The 18361-nt window shown below is 54.3% G+C and carries 18 protein-coding genes; 10 read left to right on the plus strand and 8 right to left on the minus strand.

Features of this window, described 5'->3' with window-relative positions:
- Nucleotides 1–144: 144 nt before the first annotated feature.
- The 3 genes from ACMYSP_RS24240 to ACMYSP_RS24250 all read left to right on the plus strand — a co-directional run bounded on the left by ACMYSP_RS24240 (nucleotide 145) and on the right by ACMYSP_RS24250 (nucleotide 2426).
- Nucleotides 145–975, plus strand: coding sequence for an alpha/beta fold hydrolase (locus tag ACMYSP_RS24240; protein ID WP_434584593.1), 831 nt, complete (start codon nucleotides 145–147; stop codon nucleotides 973–975).
- Nucleotides 976–1421: 446 nt separating this feature from the next.
- A complete protein-coding gene (yajD, locus tag ACMYSP_RS24245) occupies nucleotides 1422–1769 on the plus strand; it encodes an HNH nuclease YajD (RefSeq protein WP_123754471.1) in 348 nt (115 codons plus the stop codon).
- Nucleotides 1770–1985: 216 nt separating this feature from the next.
- Complete coding sequence (locus tag ACMYSP_RS24250) at nucleotides 1986–2426, plus strand: GNAT family N-acetyltransferase (protein ID WP_434584595.1); 441 nt, start codon at nucleotides 1986–1988, stop codon at nucleotides 2424–2426.
- Nucleotides 2427–2658: 232 nt separating this feature from the next.
- Here the strand turns inward: ACMYSP_RS24250 and ACMYSP_RS24255 are convergent, their stop codons facing one another.
- The 7 genes from ACMYSP_RS24255 to ftrA all read right to left on the minus strand — a co-directional run bounded on the left by ACMYSP_RS24255 (nucleotide 2659) and on the right by ftrA (nucleotide 10388).
- Nucleotides 2659–4437 carry a tannase/feruloyl esterase family alpha/beta hydrolase gene (locus ACMYSP_RS24255; protein WP_434584596.1) on the minus strand — a complete coding sequence of 593 codons (1779 nt, stop codon included), beginning with the start codon at nucleotides 4435–4437 and terminating at the stop codon, nucleotides 2659–2661.
- A gap of 88 nt (nucleotides 4438–4525) precedes the next feature.
- Nucleotides 4526–6649: a TonB-dependent siderophore receptor gene (locus ACMYSP_RS24260; protein WP_434584598.1), complete on the minus strand. Its 2124-nt coding sequence runs from the start codon at nucleotides 6647–6649 to the stop codon at nucleotides 4526–4528.
- Between the two features lie 993 nt (nucleotides 6650–7642).
- Nucleotides 7643–7837, minus strand: coding sequence for a hypothetical protein (locus ACMYSP_RS24265; RefSeq protein WP_434584599.1), 195 nt, complete (start codon nucleotides 7835–7837; stop codon nucleotides 7643–7645).
- A gap of 229 nt (nucleotides 7838–8066) precedes the next feature.
- Complete coding sequence (locus ACMYSP_RS24270) at nucleotides 8067–8450, minus strand: DUF6515 family protein (RefSeq protein ID WP_434584600.1); 384 nt, start codon at nucleotides 8448–8450, stop codon at nucleotides 8067–8069.
- 412 nt (nucleotides 8451–8862) lie between these two features.
- Nucleotides 8863–8958, minus strand: coding sequence for a protein MgtS (gene mgtS / locus ACMYSP_RS24275; RefSeq protein WP_004102377.1), 96 nt, complete (start codon nucleotides 8956–8958; stop codon nucleotides 8863–8865).
- A gap of 147 nt (nucleotides 8959–9105) precedes the next feature.
- Nucleotides 9106–9321: a DUF4177 domain-containing protein gene (locus ACMYSP_RS24280; RefSeq protein WP_123754423.1), complete on the minus strand. Its 216-nt coding sequence runs from the start codon at nucleotides 9319–9321 to the stop codon at nucleotides 9106–9108.
- 50 nt (nucleotides 9322–9371) lie between these two features.
- Nucleotides 9372–10388 carry a transcriptional regulator FtrA gene (gene ftrA / locus ACMYSP_RS24285; RefSeq protein ID WP_434584601.1) on the minus strand — a complete coding sequence of 339 codons (1017 nt, stop codon included), beginning with the start codon at nucleotides 10386–10388 and terminating at the stop codon, nucleotides 9372–9374.
- A gap of 68 nt (nucleotides 10389–10456) precedes the next feature.
- Between ftrA and ACMYSP_RS24290 the strand changes: the two genes are divergently transcribed.
- The 7 genes from ACMYSP_RS24290 (at nucleotide 10457) to urtE (ending at nucleotide 17836) form a co-directional block, all read left to right on the plus strand.
- Nucleotides 10457–10846 carry a rhodanese-like domain-containing protein gene (locus ACMYSP_RS24290; RefSeq protein WP_434584602.1) on the plus strand — a complete coding sequence of 130 codons (390 nt, stop codon included), beginning with the start codon at nucleotides 10457–10459 and terminating at the stop codon, nucleotides 10844–10846.
- A 193-nt stretch (nucleotides 10847–11039) separates the two neighbouring features.
- Nucleotides 11040–12143, plus strand: coding sequence for a cobalamin-independent methionine synthase II family protein (locus tag ACMYSP_RS24295; protein WP_434584603.1), 1104 nt, complete (start codon nucleotides 11040–11042; stop codon nucleotides 12141–12143).
- Between the two features lie 175 nt (nucleotides 12144–12318).
- Complete coding sequence (gene urtA / locus ACMYSP_RS24300) at nucleotides 12319–13590, plus strand: urea ABC transporter substrate-binding protein (protein WP_434584604.1); 1272 nt, start codon at nucleotides 12319–12321, stop codon at nucleotides 13588–13590.
- Between the two features lie 102 nt (nucleotides 13591–13692).
- Nucleotides 13693–15258, plus strand: coding sequence for an urea ABC transporter permease subunit UrtB (urtB, locus tag ACMYSP_RS24305; protein ID WP_434584605.1), 1566 nt, complete (start codon nucleotides 13693–13695; stop codon nucleotides 15256–15258).
- Complete coding sequence (gene urtC, locus ACMYSP_RS24310) at nucleotides 15258–16331, plus strand: urea ABC transporter permease subunit UrtC (protein ID WP_434584606.1); 1074 nt, start codon at nucleotides 15258–15260, stop codon at nucleotides 16329–16331. The genes urtB and urtC overlap by 1 nt, the downstream gene beginning before the upstream one ends.
- Nucleotides 16331–17128 carry an urea ABC transporter ATP-binding protein UrtD gene (gene urtD, locus ACMYSP_RS24315; protein WP_434584607.1) on the plus strand — a complete coding sequence of 266 codons (798 nt, stop codon included), beginning with the start codon at nucleotides 16331–16333 and terminating at the stop codon, nucleotides 17126–17128. The genes urtC and urtD overlap by 1 nt, the downstream gene beginning before the upstream one ends.
- Nucleotides 17129–17137: 9 nt before the next feature.
- On the plus strand, nucleotides 17138–17836 hold the full coding sequence (gene urtE / locus ACMYSP_RS24320) for an urea ABC transporter ATP-binding subunit UrtE (protein WP_434584608.1): 699 nt from the start codon (nucleotides 17138–17140) through the stop codon (nucleotides 17834–17836).
- 41 nt (nucleotides 17837–17877) lie between these two features.
- Here urtE and ACMYSP_RS24325 read toward each other — a convergent pair whose 3' ends face one another.
- The gene (locus tag ACMYSP_RS24325) at nucleotides 17878–18348 is read right to left on the minus strand and encodes a helix-turn-helix domain-containing protein (RefSeq protein WP_434584609.1); all 471 of its coding nucleotides are present in this window, start codon (nucleotides 18346–18348) and stop codon (nucleotides 17878–17880) included.
- Nucleotides 18349–18361 lie beyond the last annotated feature (13 nt).

Consider the following 18361-nt stretch of genomic DNA (forward strand, 5'->3'; position numbering starts at 1 on the left):
ATCTAACTCGCAACTTTGAACCTATACTCTCTCAGCGATCGGTGGCGATCGCTGGCGGCTCGGTGCATGGCAACAGGCCACCTCAGCGCCATACGCAAGACCTGCTTCAACCTTCAATAGCTAACGGTATTCAGGAGAAGAGACATGGGTTACGTAACGACGAGCGATGGTGTTGAGATTTTTTATAAAGACTGGGGACCAAAAGAGGGCAAGGTGATTTTTTTCCACCACGGCTGGCCACTCTCCAGCGATGACTGGGATGCGCAGATGCTGTTCTTCGTGAATAAGGGCTTCCGGGTGGTGGCGCACGACAGGCGAGGGCATGGCCGTTCCAGCCAGGTGTGCAGCGGTCACGATATGGATCACTATGCGGATGATGTTGCTGCGGTGGTTCAGCATCTCGGCGTACAGGGAGCAATGCATGTCGGTCACTCGACCGGCGGCGGCGAGGTGGTACGCTATGTGGTACGCCACGCGGAGGATAAGGTCTCAAAAGCGGTGTTGATCAGCGCCGTTCCGCCGTTGATGGTAAAAACTGACAGCAATCCGCAGGGAACGCCGCCTGAGGTGTTTGAATCCTTCCAGGCGCAGCTCGCCGCCAACCGGCAGCAATTCTATTATGACGTGCCGGCCGGGCCGTTTTACGGCTACAACCGTCCCGGCGCGACACCGTTACCAGGGGTTATCTGGAACTGGTGGCGACAGGGAATGATGGGCGGCGCGAAGGCGCATTATGACGGGATCGTGGCCTTCTCGCAGACGGACTTCACCGAGGACCTGAAGCAAATCGCCATCCCGGTATTGGTGATTCATGGCGATGATGACCAGGTTGTGCCCTACCACGATTCCGCAGTGCTCTCAGTCGACCTGGTACAGAACGGTACCCTGAATACTTATAAAGGGGCGCCGCACGGGATCCCCACCACCCACGCGGATCAGATCAACGCCGACCTGCTGGCGTTTGTGAACAGCTGACGATGCACCCGATCCGACGCACTGGCTGCAGCCATCGCTAATACCATCACTGTGCCACCAGGCCGTCCGTCCCTGCGTGTTTCAGCGCCAGAGACGGGCTGCCTGACTGAATTTTACGCAACAGTTGATGTGCTATTGATATTTTTCTGTGAAGCTAAAGAATATACGAGAGGACTGGCGGTGGTGCTTTCTACATTATTGAGCACAAACTGATTCCTGATATTACACCGTCCTGGCGCAGGAGGATGCGCGTTGTCCGGTCTTTAATAACCTGGACAATAACAATGATTTAATTGAACGTTATGGCTACAGGAAATAGGGAGAATCAACCGCTATTGCCATTGCAAATCAAAGATCTAGCGCTGTCTCATTTCTCTTTTACCGCCATTCCAGGATATATTGGGCACACTATCGTCATTATCCCTTTGCAACAGGTAACATCGGCCATGGCTCTGATCCCTAAAAACTATGCGCGGCTGGAAAGCGGCTATCGTGAAAAAGCGTTAAAAATCTACCCGTGGGTGTGTGGGCGCTGTGCGCGCGAGTTTGTCTACTCCAATCTGCGCGAATTAACGGTTCACCATATCGACCACGATCACACCAACAACCCGGAAGATGGCAGCAACTGGGAGCTGTTGTGCCTGTATTGCCACGACCACGAACACTCGAAATACACCGAAGCGGACCAGTACGGTACGACGGTGGTGGCGGGCGAGGATGCGCAAAAAGACGTTGGCGAAGCCACCTATAATCCGTTTGCCGATTTAAAGTCGATGCTCAATAAGAAGAAATAATCGTCGCCCAGCCGATCGCCTGGTCGGGCGGCAGACGCAGCCCACCAGGTCGCGATCCCAATGTGTTTTCTCGCAAGATTCGGTGTGTTTTTTAAGTGTTCATCGCTGGTACTTCGGCAGCTCCAGAGCAATCAAAATAGAAGATATTGATATTCTTCAGACTGTTGACTCCATTTGTAATACAATTATAACTGTATTAATAATGAGGTTTTATGTATGAATATTTATCAAGCTCAACCCCAGGATGTCGATACTGTCCTGCCGCTGTATCTCGCCTATCGTCGCTTCTACGAGGTAGAAGAACGCGCTCATCAGGCAAGGGACTTTATCCTCAAACGCTTACAGTTAAATGAGTCGGTCATTTTCTTCGCTGAAGTTGACGGCAAAGCGGTGGGGTTTACCCAGCTCTATCCTCTGTTTTGTTCGCTGGAGATGAAGCGCATCTGGTTGCTTTACGATCTGTTTGTCGATGCATCAGCCCGCCAGCATGGGGTTGCACAGCGGCTGATTGACCGCGCAGAACAGCTGGCGAAAGAGAGCGATTCGGCATTTATCATGCTCAGTACCGCCACGGATAATACCCGGGCACAGTCGTTGTATGAGCAACGTGGCTTTGTACGCGACAATGATTTCTACGTTTACAATAAGCTGGTGTAATAAACGTGTGATGTCGGCTGATATTTAGCTCAGTACGGCGATTCGTTGCTGGTTAAGCGCTCGCGTAAGTTTGCTCACTGGTTGCAAGGTGATGGATTTAAGGTGACTCAGTATAATTGATGTGCCCGATCCTGATTCTGTAAAAGCCCCGGAATGTGAAATGGGGCTTTTTTGTGTTATCAGCAACGCCGTTTTTGACGAAGCACGGTCGCGCAACGGCTTGAGTAAATGATTACTGTACCTTCAGCTGACTTCCTTCTGCAACATACGTTTTCTGATTATTCGGACCGATAAACTCGCTGGCTGGCTTCCTTACTACGAGGTTGTCATATGCTGTCGATTTCACCGCAATATAATTCTCGGCGCTGTCTGGCGATCCTGAGCCGCTATATTTTGCAATATACGGATAAGGAAATACCGGACGGGTAACGGTTAACGTTGGCATTTCGGCAGCCACCGGCGAACTGGCGCGCTGTACGCCGTGGAAATGTGCTTGCGCATCCGTACTCCCTTCCGCTGTGTTTTCCTGGCCTGGCATGCCAGGTTTTTCCTGCGCATTCGCCGCCGTTTTACCTGTAATCAGCGCTTTTGGTGCGATTTGTTGTTCGGTCCATTTCATCAGCGGCGAAAGTAAGTCGAACTGGTCTAAGCCGTCGCCACCACCACAGTGGGCGACACCGGGCAACAGAAACAGACGAACAAACTGGTCGGTTGCTTGCTCACCAAGATAGCTCTCAACGCCACGATAGTAGGCAATGGAGAACGCCGGGCTGACGGAGTCATCAGCCAGACCATGCCACATAATCAGCTTACCGTTTCGTTTCATAAAACCGCTGAGATTGGTGTTGGCCGCGTTATAGAGCGGAGCCAGTTGCGCGACAGCAGCAAAGTTCTGCTTGTTGAGAGGGAAATCACCTAAGGTGGTGATGTTTTGTTTTCCACCCGGTAACAGTAACGATTGCAGTGCTGGCAGCGCCATCATTTCTGACATGGAATGACCATCGGATGTCGCCGGTACCGGCCAGCGCAATTCGGATCCGAGAGGCAGGCCGGCAATCACAAACTGATTTCCCGCGCTGTCACCAGCCCCGCGATAGAGTTTTTCCGCAACGTTGATTTCTTCCGCCGTCAGACAGTTCGATTTATCGGCCTGATTTGTGGTACAGGTTTGCACCCAACCCGGCGAGAAGGTGCACGCATACGGATTTGCTAATAAGCCATCATTGACGCCGGACAGCGTCGGACAGTGCGTCAGTACTGCACGATGCAGAATGGGGAGCCGATCCTGCAACAGGATTGCTGAGCCATCCGCGCGTTGGTTAGCGACAACGTTCCAGCCGTGGAAAAATGAGTTCTGGAACTGGAAGAAGGCTGCCGGGGCTCCGGCGCTGATACCATCAAAATCATCCGGGAAGCGTTGCGCTTCCATGAGTGCCTCGCGTCCACCGTCGGAACACCCCATAAAATACGCATATTTTTGCGGCTGGCCGTAGTATGACTGAATTGCAGCCTTTGCCAGCAGCGCGGTGAGGTGATTGGCGCGATAAGCAAAATCGATCCGTTTCTGGGGATCTTCCGCCCAACTGGCATCCATCATGCCGCCGCTGTGACCCATATCGGTCGCGGCAACCACAAATTCGCCCTGGGTGGCTGGCGTGCAGCCACTGGCGTTGCTCGGTGTGAGGTTGATTTGCCCGCATAGCCCGCCACATCCAACCTGCAGGAAGCGCTGCGTCCAGCGCTGTTGTGGCAGCGCGATTTCGACACCAATCGATGCGCCGATGGTCGCTTTTATCTGACAGTACATCCCTTTGTCAGTTTTCAGGGGGCTGGCTGAATTAACCGTCACTTCTTCACCAACCCGATCGTTAAAGTTAATAGATGCTAACTGGCTACAATCTATAATGGGTTTTACCGTGGGTAAATTATCGGCGGCGAGAGCCGGTGATGCTATTAATAAAATAGCCGTGGTGATTAGCCACTGAAGGACGCTGGTGTAAACCCGTTTCATTTTATCTGGCTCTGTTTTTATCAGTGAATGTTGTGCGGCGTTGGGTGGATTATAGTGAGTTGTGTTTAAAGTCGCGTCGTCCGTCACCTCAGAACTCAACATTTGCGCTGAGCACCAGATTCCGCGTTTCACCTTCGGCGACGCGTAAATTACCACCGCTTGAGGTATAATAGTGCTTGTTAAACAGGTTGTTAATGTTTAACTGTAGATGCGTTTTTTTACCTAAGAGCTGATTATCCCAGCCAATAAAACTGTCTGCGACGGTATACGCCGGGAGGGTGAAGCTGTTGTCAGGATCGCCTGCGCGGGTACCGACATAACGAGCGCCGCCGCCAATACGGAAACTTCCCGGTAACAGAGCAATACGCATATTATGGCTTAAATATAACGCTCCGGAATTGCGCGGTGCGTTTTGCAGGCGGTTACCATTATTACCAGAATCGTTCTTATCGTTAACAATTTCTGCCTGGTTGTAGCTGTAATTCGCACTCACATCCCAGTCCGGATAAATCTCTCCGTTCATTTCTACTTCAACGCCGCTGGAGCGGGCTTTATCCACAGCATACGTTTCTCCGTTTAATGATAAGGCAATATTGCGTTCATCAATCCGGTACAGTGCGAGGGTGGCGAACAGCGCCGGCGTCATTTGCCACTTACTACCGACTTCATAGGTAGTGCCCTGTTCGGGAGCCTCAACGTTGCCGTTGTCGTCAGGATTAGTGGATGGCGTAAACGATTTACTCATACTGCCGTAAACAGATACGTCAGGTGTCAGCTTATAAATGAGCCCGGTTTGAGGTAAGAATTTATTACCTTCGTTGCTATAGCTAAGTGTCGCTGGATCGCCTTTTGATTCACGTTGTTCATAATGCTGATAACGGCCACCGGCCACAGCGGTCCAGCGTGATGTCAGGTCAATGCTGTCTTTGAGATAAACAGATCGGCTGTGAAGGCGGTTGAGCAGATGGCTATCTGCGGTTTTTTCTGTGCTGCTGTCGGTGACGGTTTCCAGGCCATATACCGGGTTACTCAGCGTGAAGTCGGTATTTTTGCTCCCGTTATAAGCGTGAGCGCGGTAGGTTTGATTCATTTCGTAATCGGTGCCAACGACCAGATTATGCGTCATGCCAAATAGTACCGGCGTACCCATGGCATCCCACGAAACATATTTTGTTTTGTGGTTAAAACCGCGGAAAGCATCCGGGCGTCGCGTTACAACACCGCTGGTGGCATCAATGGCGGTGGTGGTCACCGTATTGCTGCTGTACTGGCGTTGGTTCAGACCTACGGTGACGCGAGTCGACCAAACGTTGTTGAATTGATAATCCCAGGATGTGTTAAAGGTCTTATTACGTCCCCATGCATGGTTTGAATAATCGTCCAGACGGGTTTTGTAACCAATATTAATCGGTTTGCCATTAATAAACGCTGTACCACGGTCGTACGGAATATCATATTGATAACTGCTATAGCTGATATTAAAGCTGGCTTTATCGCCGTACCACTGTAATGACGGTGCGATTAGGGTATGTTTATCGTTGCCGTACCCGCGCCAGTAATTTTGCGCTTGTTTTTCAGCAATCAAACGGAAGGCGAAACCGTTACCAAGCGGTCCGGTAACATCGATACTCCCGGCGCCACCTCCGGTGCTATTGTAGTGTCCGCCAATAATCGTGTGCCATTCATATTGCGGCTTCTTACTGACGACATTAATCATCCCTCCGGGATTCAACACACCGTATAACAACGAGGATGATCCTTTCAGCACTTCGACATGATCGGTAGTGGCGTCAAAGTTGAGTCCCTGACTACTGCGAATGCCATCGCGGAAAATCGAACCGTCGGAGTTCGAGCCAAAACCCCGACGAACAATACCGTCTTCCGTCTGGCCCAGCGTATTTGCTTGCGCTACGCCGCTAACAAAGCGCATGGCATCGGAGAGGTTACTGGGTTGATAATCATCCAGTTGTTTTTTGGTTACTACGCTAACCGACTGGGCTTCATTCAGTTTAGACGTGGGTGTTTTACTGGCGACGGAAGAGGTTGAGCTGGAATAGCCGCTGTCAGTTTGTTCTGTTGCAGTCACCGTCATCGTATTGTCATCATCAGCGGCATAACTGCTGGCTGAAGAAATTAACGCCCCACTGCATACCGCAAGCCATATTTTCCCTCGCGGGCACTTACAGTGCTGAGCGTTTTTATATTGATTCATTTCTTTTTCCCTGGTCTTTAAAACAAGTTATTTCTATGTGTTAGTACAATTCCTCTCGCTTACGATGAGCGGGGAACATGCCCGATGGGGATGTATTTGAGGCAAGGCACGCGTTGGTTTTAATGTAATTGATAATCATTTCAGCATGAAAAAATGTAGTAGTACATATAAAATAATATCTTCATTATTACTCCTTATTGTAAGCCTTCCTTACAGTAAGGTGCTTGCGAGTCCCGGTGAAATACAGTAGCGAGAAAAGCAAACCCTAAGATCGAGGTATTAATGATGTTTTCACCCCATGTTATTGGAAATAATTTTGGTTAAATAAACTCACATAAACGATATTCACCACTCCACTTTTGTGATGCGAATCATGGCACTAAAATAGTCTGGGTAATCTCTGTGGCGACATAGTGGTATTAATTTCATGGCTATCTCGCAGAGACAGTCCTCTTAAATGAGTCGCGGTTGATGACTGAAATTCGGGATGTTTTAAAAGGCGGGAAGAACGAAAGCAGGCATGTTTACTGATGTCAGCGCGACAATCAGCCATAAAAATGCTGGCCACCTTACGTGACCAGCATTAACTTGAAGAGGGCGTTTTTTAATACTAACCACGCCAACAAGCCTTAACACTTTAACGAAGGTCAGGCCCATGAGAGTAGCCACCGCCGGGGCCCCCGGGCCCTCCACCGTGACCTCCCGGAGGGAGAATGCACCCGGAAAGTGACGTCGCTCCGCAGAGCACAAAAACGAAGAAGATTATTTTTTTCATGATGACTCCTGAACTGGGAGTGTTAATTCAAAAGCATAAATGTGGATATTTTATGGAGAGCCGCACGTTCTCCGTGCCTTCGCACATTAACCAGGATTAATCCAGAATAAAACCGTACCGGATTGCCGCAAAAAGCGGGAGAAACCCCGTTTCTTTTCTGGTGATAGCGGGTTCACTCGTAGCCAGAAAATACCATCAGTCATCTGAACATCAGAATGTCACTGCGGTTTGTGGTTCTCTTTGACTACTTTTTTCGCCGGCCGCCTGGCGACGTTCTCTTTGTTTGCCTTCTTTTTCGTGTTTTTTTTCACCACTTTTTGGTGTGAATCTGGTGCAGGTTGTGAAGCCGCCATCGATGTTGCAGAAAACATCAAAAGCGTCGACGTGAAGATAGCTAATGTGAATTTTTTCATAAGTCTGTCCTGATTCAATATCGTCTGGCAGATAAATACTGCCTGAATGATGAATGCACGCGGTTGAGTAAATACGATGTCCATCAACGGAGCATTAAATAAACGGCGGAATAGGTTACCTGAGAATAATGGCGATAATATGGAGATTGGCGCAGGTATTGACAGAAAAAAACACTGATGGACCTTGTCCATCAGTGGGTCTGGGTTATCTCGGGGGGGGGGGGTATCTTCAGAGGCCAGACGGCCGTGGAACTTCGATATAGTTCCCATTGATGTCTTTCTGATAATAGCTTCCGTCACGCACGTAGTAGCGTTTCCCATTGTAATCAACGACGTTCAGGCTGGAATTTACCGCAGAGGGGGCATCAACACGGATATACTCGGCTCCTTGTTTGCGATAGTAGATATCGTTAACAATATAATAGGTCAGTCCGCCGATAATCAACGTTGTCGCCAGGTCAGGCAGTACGCTAAGTCGCGGATATGGTGTGGGGGCTGGCTGTGGGGTGAATCCAGGGCCGGGACCTCCCGGGCCTGGACCTGGCCCGGCAAGGGCCAATGAGGGTGAGACAATCAGCATCGTCATCACTAAAGCGTAGAGGCGGTTTTTCATCTGAAAATCTCCTGTAATTTGATGGTTGTCACCATTATCACCTATAAAAAATGGGCGTTTAACAATAGGGGGTTATTATAAATACGATTCCGGGCGGTTACTTCAGCAAAACGTAAATCCCAAAAATCTTCATAATTGGTTGTCGGTTTGAGAATTGAAAAACGATTAGCAACGGGACAATAGCAGCCGCTGATTTGGGGCTCAGATTAATCCCGCAGAAAATTGATTCAGGTGAGGAGTGCCGTACGCAAGGCTATTAAGAACACTATTATTGGTGGCGAATCCACGGACTCGGGAACACAACAATATTTTTTCGCGATAAAAATAACGTCTTGATGAAAAGCCAAAAACAGAAAGCCCCCTGGCGCGGTTGCAGCAGGGGGCTTTTACGGGTGGGGATTATCGTCGTTCATCAGTCATCCCATTTGTGGCTTAGATACGCAGCAAGAAATCCGAAGAACAGAATGGTTCCTAGTACTGCCATAAATACATGCATATTTCCCAGCATGATTAACCTCCATCAGTGTGTAGTGTGCGCTAAATTGTCCTTGTTGAACGTGGTGTACGGTTGTTGAATGAATCATAGCCTGGTTAATCTAAACAAATAATTAACCAGGTATACAATTTCGTGATGAAACAACTTAACGCGGGACGATCACAGCGGGCGTTCAAGCACGAACAGATAGGCCTCCCGCGACCAGAACAGCCCGGTTCTGCGGCGCTCCACGGACATGGTTTTGACCTCCCAGCCCTGCATGGTGAACTCATTGAGGAAACGGCTCATTTTCTCCGGATCGGCTTTGGCTTCACCAAAAAACAGACTCCCGAGAATTCCTTCTTTATAGATAACAACACGACACTCTTTTTTCATCAGACAGGCTCCTTGCGCAATCTCATCAATGTGAACGCCATTGTGACCGCTTATGACGATTTTTCCACTGCGGCCGCTGAAAATTTCTGACGATAGCGGGAAGGGCTGATGGCAAACTGCTGGCGAAAATGGTGGCGCAAGGTGCTGGCATCGGTAAATCCGCTGAGCCCGGCGATTTCCTCAATGCTCAGGCGGGTTTGGGTAAGATGCTGCTGCGCTCGCAGCAAACGTTCCTCCAGTAGCCAGCGGGCCGGTGTTTTCCCGGTGGCGGCCTGAAAACGGCGCAAAAAGGTACGTGGGCTCATCCCTGCCTGCTGCGCCAGCGACCCGACGGTGTGGCTGGCGGCAAGATGCTGATGCAGAAAATCGAACACCAGCCCCAGCCGCTGGCTTTCTCGCGCCTGGGCTACCGGTCGCACCACCTGCTGCGCCTGCGCGCCGTCGCGATGCGGAGAAACCACCAGCCGTCTTGCCACCGTGTTGGCGGCCTCAATGCCGTAATCTTCACGCACCAGGTGCAGGCACAGATCGATACCCGCGGCGCTGCCGGCGGAGGTCATCACGCCGTCGGCGCCGACATACAGCACATCTGCCACCACATCAATAAGCGGAAAACGCTCGCGCAGGAGCTCGGTATAGCGCCAGTGGGTGGTGGCGCGACGGCCGTTGAGCAGTCCGGCGGCAGCAAGGACAAACACGCCGGAACAGATAGATATAATCCGACATCCTCGGGCATGGGCTGCAGTTAAGGCGTCGCACAGCGCCGCAGGCACCGGGGCATCAACCCCGCGCCAGCCGGGAACCACGATGGTATCTGCCTCGCTGAGCAACGTCATACCGCCATCGGTCATCAGCCGGATCCCACCGGTTGCCCGCAGCTCGCCATCATCTACCGCGGCCACCGCAAAACGGTACCAGCGTTCGCCCATTTCCGGGCGGGGAAGGCCGAACAGTTCGACGGCAATACCAAACTCAAAGGTACATAAACCATCGTAGGCCAGCGCCACAACCCGATGGCGTGGTGGTGTGGTGGAAGAAGTTGTCAGGATTTCAGCGTTTTCTGTCATCGTTAGCGGCGGACGAGAAGTGGAGAGAGTCAGTAAAGTAGTGGTACCACAGAGAAGGAGAATAAGCCATGAGTGTTGTCACCGCCTTTACCCCTGCCACTTCCAGCGACACCGTCGCCTGGTTCCGTCACAAGCTGAGCCTCGAAACCGACTGCGCGGATGTCCACAGCGCCATGCGTGATGGAGAGGGCGACTTTGTCCTGCTGCATGTCGTCGGCAGCGTTGAAGCCTTTGCCCGCCGCCATCTGCCGGGGGCACTGCATTTACCGCACCGGCAGATCGATGCCGAACGGATGCAGGCCTGGCCGCCAGAGACGCTGTTCGTGGTCTACTGCGCGGGCCCGCACTGCAACGGCGCCGATATCGCCGCCCTCAAACTGGCAGAACTGGGGCGACCGGTAAAAATGATGCTGGGTGGGATCATCGGCTGGCAGGATGAAGGTTTCGCGTTCGCGTAATAGTGCCGACGGCCGGGGGCGTAAGCTCGCCGGCCGTAACATGAATTTAATTCATCTCCCATGAAATATTCTCGTTTGCTGCTGACGGCAGCGCATGCCAGTATTTGGACATATAGCCATCCAGAAGTCTATAAATTCAAATAGTGAACTATCACGGCAGGCAACTAACTCTGCTCACCGCTAAGGAGACACCATGCAACGTCAACAGCCCCCGTTTCGCGCTGATATCGTCGGCAGTTTTTTACGTCCGGACGCCATAAAACACGCCCGTCAGCAGCTTGCCGAAGGCGCCATTGATCCTCAACATCTGCGCCAGATCGAAAACGAGGCTATCCGTCAGCTGGTGCAACAGCAGTGCGACTGCGGCCTGCACGTGGTGACCGATGGTGAATTCCGCCGTGCCTGGTGGCACTTCGATTTCTTCGACGGTTTACAAGGCGTTGAGCGCTACGATTCCGACAAAGGGATCCAGTTCAACGGTATTCAGACCAAAGCGCACGGCGTGCGTGTCACCGGTAAACTGGCGTTTGGCGATCACCCGATGCTGGAGGATTTCCGTTTTCTGAAAAGCATCAGCGGTGATGCCCAGCCGAAAATGACCATTCCGAGCCCGAGCGTGCTGCACTTCCGCGGCGGGCGTAAAGATATCGACGCCACCGTCTACCCGGATCTCGCCGACTACTTCGACGATTTGGCGACCACCTGGCGTGATGCGATCCGCGCGTTTTATGATGCTGGCTGTCGCTATCTTCAGCTCGACGACACCGTCTGGGCCTATCTGTGCTCTGATGAACAGCGTCAGCAGGTCCGTGAACGCGGTGATAATCCTGACGAGCTGGCGCAGACCTATGCCCGGGTGCTGAATAAGGCCCTGGAAGGTAAGCCGGAGGATTTAACCATTGGCCTGCACGTCTGCCGCGGTAATTTCCGCTCGACCTGGATCTCAGAAGGCGGCTACGAGCCGGTGGCAGAAGTGCTGTTTGGTAGCGTCAATGTCGACGCCTTCTTCCTGGAGTATGACAATGACCGCTCCGGCGATTTTGCGCCGCTGCGCTTTATCCGCCCGGGCAAACAGCAGGTGGTGTTGGGATTAATCACCACCAAGAACGGCGAACTGGAAAACCCGCAAGGGGTGAAAGCCCGCCTTGAAGAAGCCTCCCAGTACGTGTCGTTACAGCAGATTTGCCTTAGCCCACAGTGTGGCTTTGCCTCGACCGAAGAGGGTAACGCGCTGACCGAGTCCCAGCAGTGGGATAAAGTCCGCCTGGTTACCGGGATCGCCGCACAAGTCTGGTAACCGCTCGTCATAGCGCAGCGTTGCACCGTTTTGAAGCAACGCTGCCGCTTTTTTCAATTCTCCCCACGCTACATCGCGCTTTCTGATTGCCAGACAACCTGGCACCATTTTTGCCTTATCACTTCCGGTTAGTCGTTAATTCATTTTTTGTCTTTGCGCTATTCAGGAGTGAATCATGCAGCGTCGAACACTATTAAAAGCTTTTGCACTCTCCGCCTCTGTGATCAGCATGGGCTACTCATTCCAGGTTTACGCCGCCGACACCATTAAAGTCGGGATTATGCACTCGCTTTCCGGGACGATGGCGATTTCTGAAACGCCGTTAAAAGACGTGGCGCTGATGGCGATTGACGACATTAACGCCAAAGGCGGGGTACTGGGGAAAAAACTCGAGCCGGTGGTGGTGGATCCAGCCTCAAACTGGCCGCTGTTCGCTGAAAAGGCCCGCCAGCTGCTGACTCAGGATAAAGTCGCGGCGGTGTTTGGCTGCTGGACATCGGTATCGCGTAAATCGGTACTGCCGGTGTTTGAAGAGCTGAACGGGCTGCTGTTCTATCCGGTGCAGTACGAAGGTGAAGAGATGTCGCCGAACGTCTTCTATACCGGCGCGGCGCCGAACCAGCAGGCCATCCCGGCGGTGGAATACCTGCTGAGTGAAGATGGCGGCGGGGCGAAGCGCTTCTTCCTGCTGGGAACGGATTATGTTTATCCGCGTACCACCAACAAAATTCTGCGCGCCTTCCTGCATGGCAAAGGGATTCAGGATAAAGACATCGAAGAGGTCTACACCCCGTTCGGCTACAGCGACTATCAGACCATCGTGGCTAATATTAAGAAATTCTCCGCCGGTGGCAAAACGGCGGTGGTTTCCACCATCAACGGCGACTCCAACGTTCCGTTCTATAAAGAGCTGGCGAACCAGGGTCTGAAGGCCACCGACGTGCCGGTAGTCGCTTTCTCGGTGGGCGAAGAGGAGCTGCGCGGTATCGATACCAAACCGCTGGTGGGGAACCTGGCAGCCTGGAACTACTTTGAATCGGTGGATAACCCGACCAACAAGCAGTTCGTTGCCGATTATCGCGCCTATGCCAAAGCCCATAAGCTGCCGAACGCCGACACCGTAGTGACTAACGACCCGATGGAAGCCACCTGGGTTGGGATGCACATGTGGGCGCAGGCGGTGGCAAAAGCCGGTACGACGGATGTTGATAAGGTGCGGGCGGCGATGGCCGGACAAACCTTCAAAGCACCGTCAGGCTTTACGCTGACCATGGATGCCACCAACCATCACCTGCATAAACCGGTAATGATCGGTGAAATCGAAGCCAACGGCCAGTTCAACGTCGTCTGGCAGACCGAGGAGCCGGTTCGCGCCCAGCCGTGGAGCCCGTGGATCGCCGGTAACGATAAGAAACCCGATCATCCGGTAAAAACCGCCGCTAATTAATCCTGTCTACCCGGGCGACGCCCGGGATATCTCACCGTAGCCCCGGGATGCGCTCGCATGACCGGGGATACTCGTAACGGGTGACAGCACAAGGAGACGATCATGAACGCATGGCGCATGATGAGTTACGGTTTTGCGTTGCTGATAATGCTGCTGCCGTGGCAGACGCAGGCCGCGGAAGCCGACGATTTCGTCGTGGCAACCCGAAGCCAACAGGCGCAGCTCCTGGAGCAGTGGGCCGCCGCGCCTCAGGCACAACGACTGCCGTTGCTGCGGGCGCTCAAGGCGGAAACGCTGACGGTGGATGGCAGCGGCCATGCCTTCAGTCAGCAACAGCCACTGGGCACCGCGCAGACGCCGCAAGGGGCGACAAAACCGGTTCGCCTTACCAACCGCCTGCGTAATCTGGTTGCCGGGGCGCTGGCGACGCACCTGCTGGTTAGTGACAACGTCACAGAAAGACTGTCCGCAGTCAAAACCCTGCAGCGAGAGGCGACGCCGGAAATGGCTGGGCTGCTCGAACAACGTATGGCGCAGGAGCCAGATGAAAGCGTGAAAGCACAGCTGGAGATTGCGCTGGCCCGGTTGCAGCTGGCAAGCCCGGATAGCGCTCGTCGCTTAGCGGCCGTTGAGCGGCTTGGTCATGCCGTTGATCCAGACACCCAGGCGTTGTTAATTCCCTTTACCGATACTCAGCATGAACCGGACGCCCAGGTCCGTCAGGCCGCGGCGCACAGTCTGAGCCAGATTAAACAGCGCCTGATGCTGGGCGACATTCTTGGGCAGGCCTTTATGGGGCTGTCGCTGGGGTCGGTGCTGCTTTTAGCCGCGCTAGGGCTGGCGATCACCTATGGCCTGCTCGGCGTTATCAATATGGCCCACGGTGAAATGCTGATGCTCGGCGCCTACAGCTGCTGGCTGGTTCAGCAGGCGCTGGCGCAATTTGCACCGCAGTGGCTGGCGTTTTATCCGCTGATTGCGCTGCCGGTGGCATTTATGATCACCGGCGGTATCGGGATGGCGCTGGAGCGTACCATTATCCGCCATCTGTATGGCCGGCCGCTGGAGACGTTACTGGCGACATGGGGTATCAGTCTGATGCTGATCCAACTGGTGCGCATGCTGTTTGGCGCGCAGAACCTCGAAGTGGCAAACCCGGCCTGGCTTTCCGGCGGTCTGCAGGTATTGCCTAACCTGATCCTGCCGTGGAACCGGCTGGCGGTGCTGGGCTTTGTGCTGCTGGTCCTGTTCTTTACCTGGCTAATCCTCAACAAAACCCGTTTAGGCATGAACGTGCGGGCGGTTACGCAGAACCGGGCGATGGCGGCCTGCTGCGGCGTACCGACCGGGCGGGTGGATATGCTGGCATTTGGTCTCGGTTCGGGGATCGCCGGACTGGGCGGGGTGGCGCTGTCGCAGCTCGGTAACGTCGGTCCGGAGCTGGGCCAGGGTTATATCATCGACTCCTTCCTGGTGGTGGTACTCGGTGGCGTGGGCCAGCTGGCAGGCAGCGTGGTGGCGGCCTTTGGCCTGGGTATCTTCAATAAAATTCTTGAACCGCAGCTCGGCGCGGTACTGGGCAAAATCCTGATCCTGGTACTGATTATTCTGTTTATCCAGAAACGTCCGCAGGGACTGTTCGCACTGAAAGGCAGGGTGATTGACTGATGAGCCAACCGATAACACTGACGCTGGCGCGTAAAGCGCCGCGACCTTTGCAGTGGCTCGGGCTGCTGCTGATTCTGGGACTGGTGTGCATGCCGTTTCTGGCGATGTTGCCCCAGTCGCATCCGCTGGCGGTATCGACCTGGCTGCTGACGCTGACGGGCAAAATCCTCTGCTACGCCATTGTGGCGGTGGCGTTGGACCTGGTGTGGGGTTACGCCGGTATGCTGTCGCTGGGCCACGGCATCTTCTTCGCGCTTGGGGGCTATGCGATGGGGATGTATCTGATGCGCCAGGCGGCAGGTGACGGCCTGCCAGCATTTATGTCGTTTTTGTCATGGAGCGAACTGCCGTGGTTCTGGTGGGGAACGCAACATTTTGCCTGGGCGATGCTGCTGGTCGTGCTGGTGCCTGGCGTGCTGGCGCTGGTGTTCGGCTGGTTTGCCTTCCGATCGAAAATCAAAGGCGTCTACTTCTCGATCATGACCCAGGCGCTGACCTATGCCGGGATGCTGCTGTTCTTCCGTAACGAAACCGGCTTTGGCGGCAATAACGGCTTTACCGGATTCACCACGCTGCTGGGCTTTTCCGTGACGGCGACCAGCACGCGGGCGGCGCTGTTCCTGGCGACGGTCCTGCTGCTGCTCTTGACGCTCTGGATCGGCTACCTGCTGGCGCAGAGCAAATTTGGCCGCATCCTGACCGCGGTGCGCGACGCGGAAAACCGCCTGATGTTCTGCGGCTACGATCCGCGCGGATTCAAGCTGCTGGTATGGACGCTGTCGGCGGTGTTATGTGGGCTGGCGGGGGCGCTGTACGTCCCGCAGGTCGGGATTATCAACCCCAGCGAAATGTCGCCGACCAACTCTATCGAAGCCGCCATTTGGGTGGCGCTGGGCGGACGCGGGACCTTGATCGGCCCGGTGCTGGGCGCCGGACTGGTGAACGGTGCCAAGAGCCTGTTTACCGTGGCCATGCCGGAATACTGGCAGCTGTTTCTCGGTCTGATTTTTATAATCGTAACCCTGTTTTTACCGCGCGGGGTCATCGGCCTGTTGCGTAAAGGAGATCGTTGATGCAGCCAGATGATGGTTTATTTACCCGTCAGCAACCGACGGACCGCTTTCGTGAACAGACCGACCCGGTGCTGCAGCTGGAAAAAATTAACGTCAATTTTGATGGTTTCCAGGCACTGACCGACCTCTCTTTGCAGATTGGCGTCGGGGAATTGCGCTGCGTTATCGGGCCAAACGGCGCCGGAAAAACCACGCTAATGGATGTGATCACCGGTAAAACCCGGCCGCAAAGCGGCAAGGCGCTGTACGACCAGTCGATCGATTTGATGAGTCTCGATCCTATCGCGATCGCCCGTCAGGGAATTGGCCGTAAATTTCAGAAACCAACGGTGTTTGAAGCGCTAACCGTCGCGGAAAACCTTGAGCTGGCGCTTAAGGGAGATAAATCCGTGTGGGCCAGCCTGCGGGCGCGGCTCAACGGCGAGCAGGAGGACCGCATCAGCGAAATCCTGCGCCTGCTGCGCCTGGAGGCTGAACGCGGGCGCGCGGCGGGGTTGCTCTCCCACGGGCAAAAGCAGTTTCTCGAGATCGGCATGCTGCTGGTCCAGGAGCCGCACCTGCTGCTGCTCGATGAACCCGCGGCCGGGATGACCGATGCCGAAACGGAGTATACCGCCGAGCTGTTTCGCACCCTGGCCGGACAACATTCGCTGATGGTGGTGGAGCACGACATGGGGTTTGTCGAAACCATTGCTGACCGGGTGACGGTGCTGCATCAGGGGCAGGTGCTGGCTGAAGGGTCGCTGCGCGAAGTGCAGGACAACGAACAGGTGATTGAAGTTTATCTCGGACGTTAAGGAGCGCGGATGCTACAGGTTAACCAGTTACATCAATACTATGGCGGCAGTCATATTCTGCGCGGCGTAGACTTTGAGGCCCGTCAGGGCGAGATCACCTGCCTGCTGGGGCGCAATGGCGTGGGCAAAACCACGTTGCTGAAGTGTCTGATGGGGTTGATTCCGGCCCGCAGCGGCGACGTTATCTGGCAGGAAAAACCTATCACCCAGCGCAAGCCTCACCAGCGGGTACAGGCCGGGATTGCCTATGTGCCGCAGGGGCGCGAAATCTTTCCCCGTCTGACGGTGGAAGAGAACCTGCTGATGGGACTGTCGCGCTTTCCTGCCAGGGAGGCAAGCCAGGTACCGGAGGACATTTATCAGCTGTTTCCGGTACTGAAAACCATGAAGCTGCGGCGCGGTGGCGATCTGTCAGGTGGCCAGCAGCAGCAGCTGGCTATCGGGCGCGCGCTGGCCAGCCGCCCGCAGCTGCTGATCCTCGATGAACCCACGGAGGGGATTCAGCCTTCGGTGATCAAAGAGATAGGTGAGGTCATCCGCCAGCTGGCGAACCGTGGCGATATGGCTATCCTGCTGGTGGAGCAGTTTTATGATTTCGCCGCCGCGCTGGCCGATCGCTATCTGGTGATGTCTCGCGGCACGATTATTCAGCAAGGAAATGGTGCGGATATGGAAGCCGAAGGGGTGCGCGGCATGGTGACCATTTAACACCATCGGCCCGGGCGGGCCGATGGTTATCTGCATCGCCGTTATTTACGCAGCAGGCGCTGCAGGCGAGCCTGACGCCAGTGACGGATGAGGCCGCCGAAGACAAACAGGCGTAACCCGCGTACCAGCAGCAGCGTGCCCCAGATCCCAGCGACCCAGGCTGACCAGTAATAGTCCGGGTGAGTAAAGCGGTTTAACAGCACCAGCAGCACGCATACCACCAGTGCCGTCGACAGCGATCGCAAAAAGCGGCTCTCCTGATGCAGGCGTGCTTTCGCCTCTTCAATCCGTTGATCCAGCGACGTCTCGTTGCCCGCTGGCGCATCACCGGTAATGTCGGCAACGTTGACCTCGAACACCGCGGCCAGGGCGCTGAGGGTTTCGAGCGCCGGACGATCGCCGTTTTCGATGCGCTGAATGGTCCGCACGCTGACGCCGGTGAGTTCGGCTAACTGTTCCTGGGACCAGGCACGCTGCAGACGTAACTGTTTAACCTGATTGCTGCTGTTCATGTTGTCTCTCTCC

Origin of the sequence: Klebsiella sp. R390 (genome assembly GCF_051131745.1) — a bacterium.
Lineage (GTDB): Bacteria > Pseudomonadota > Gammaproteobacteria > Enterobacterales > Enterobacteriaceae > Klebsiella.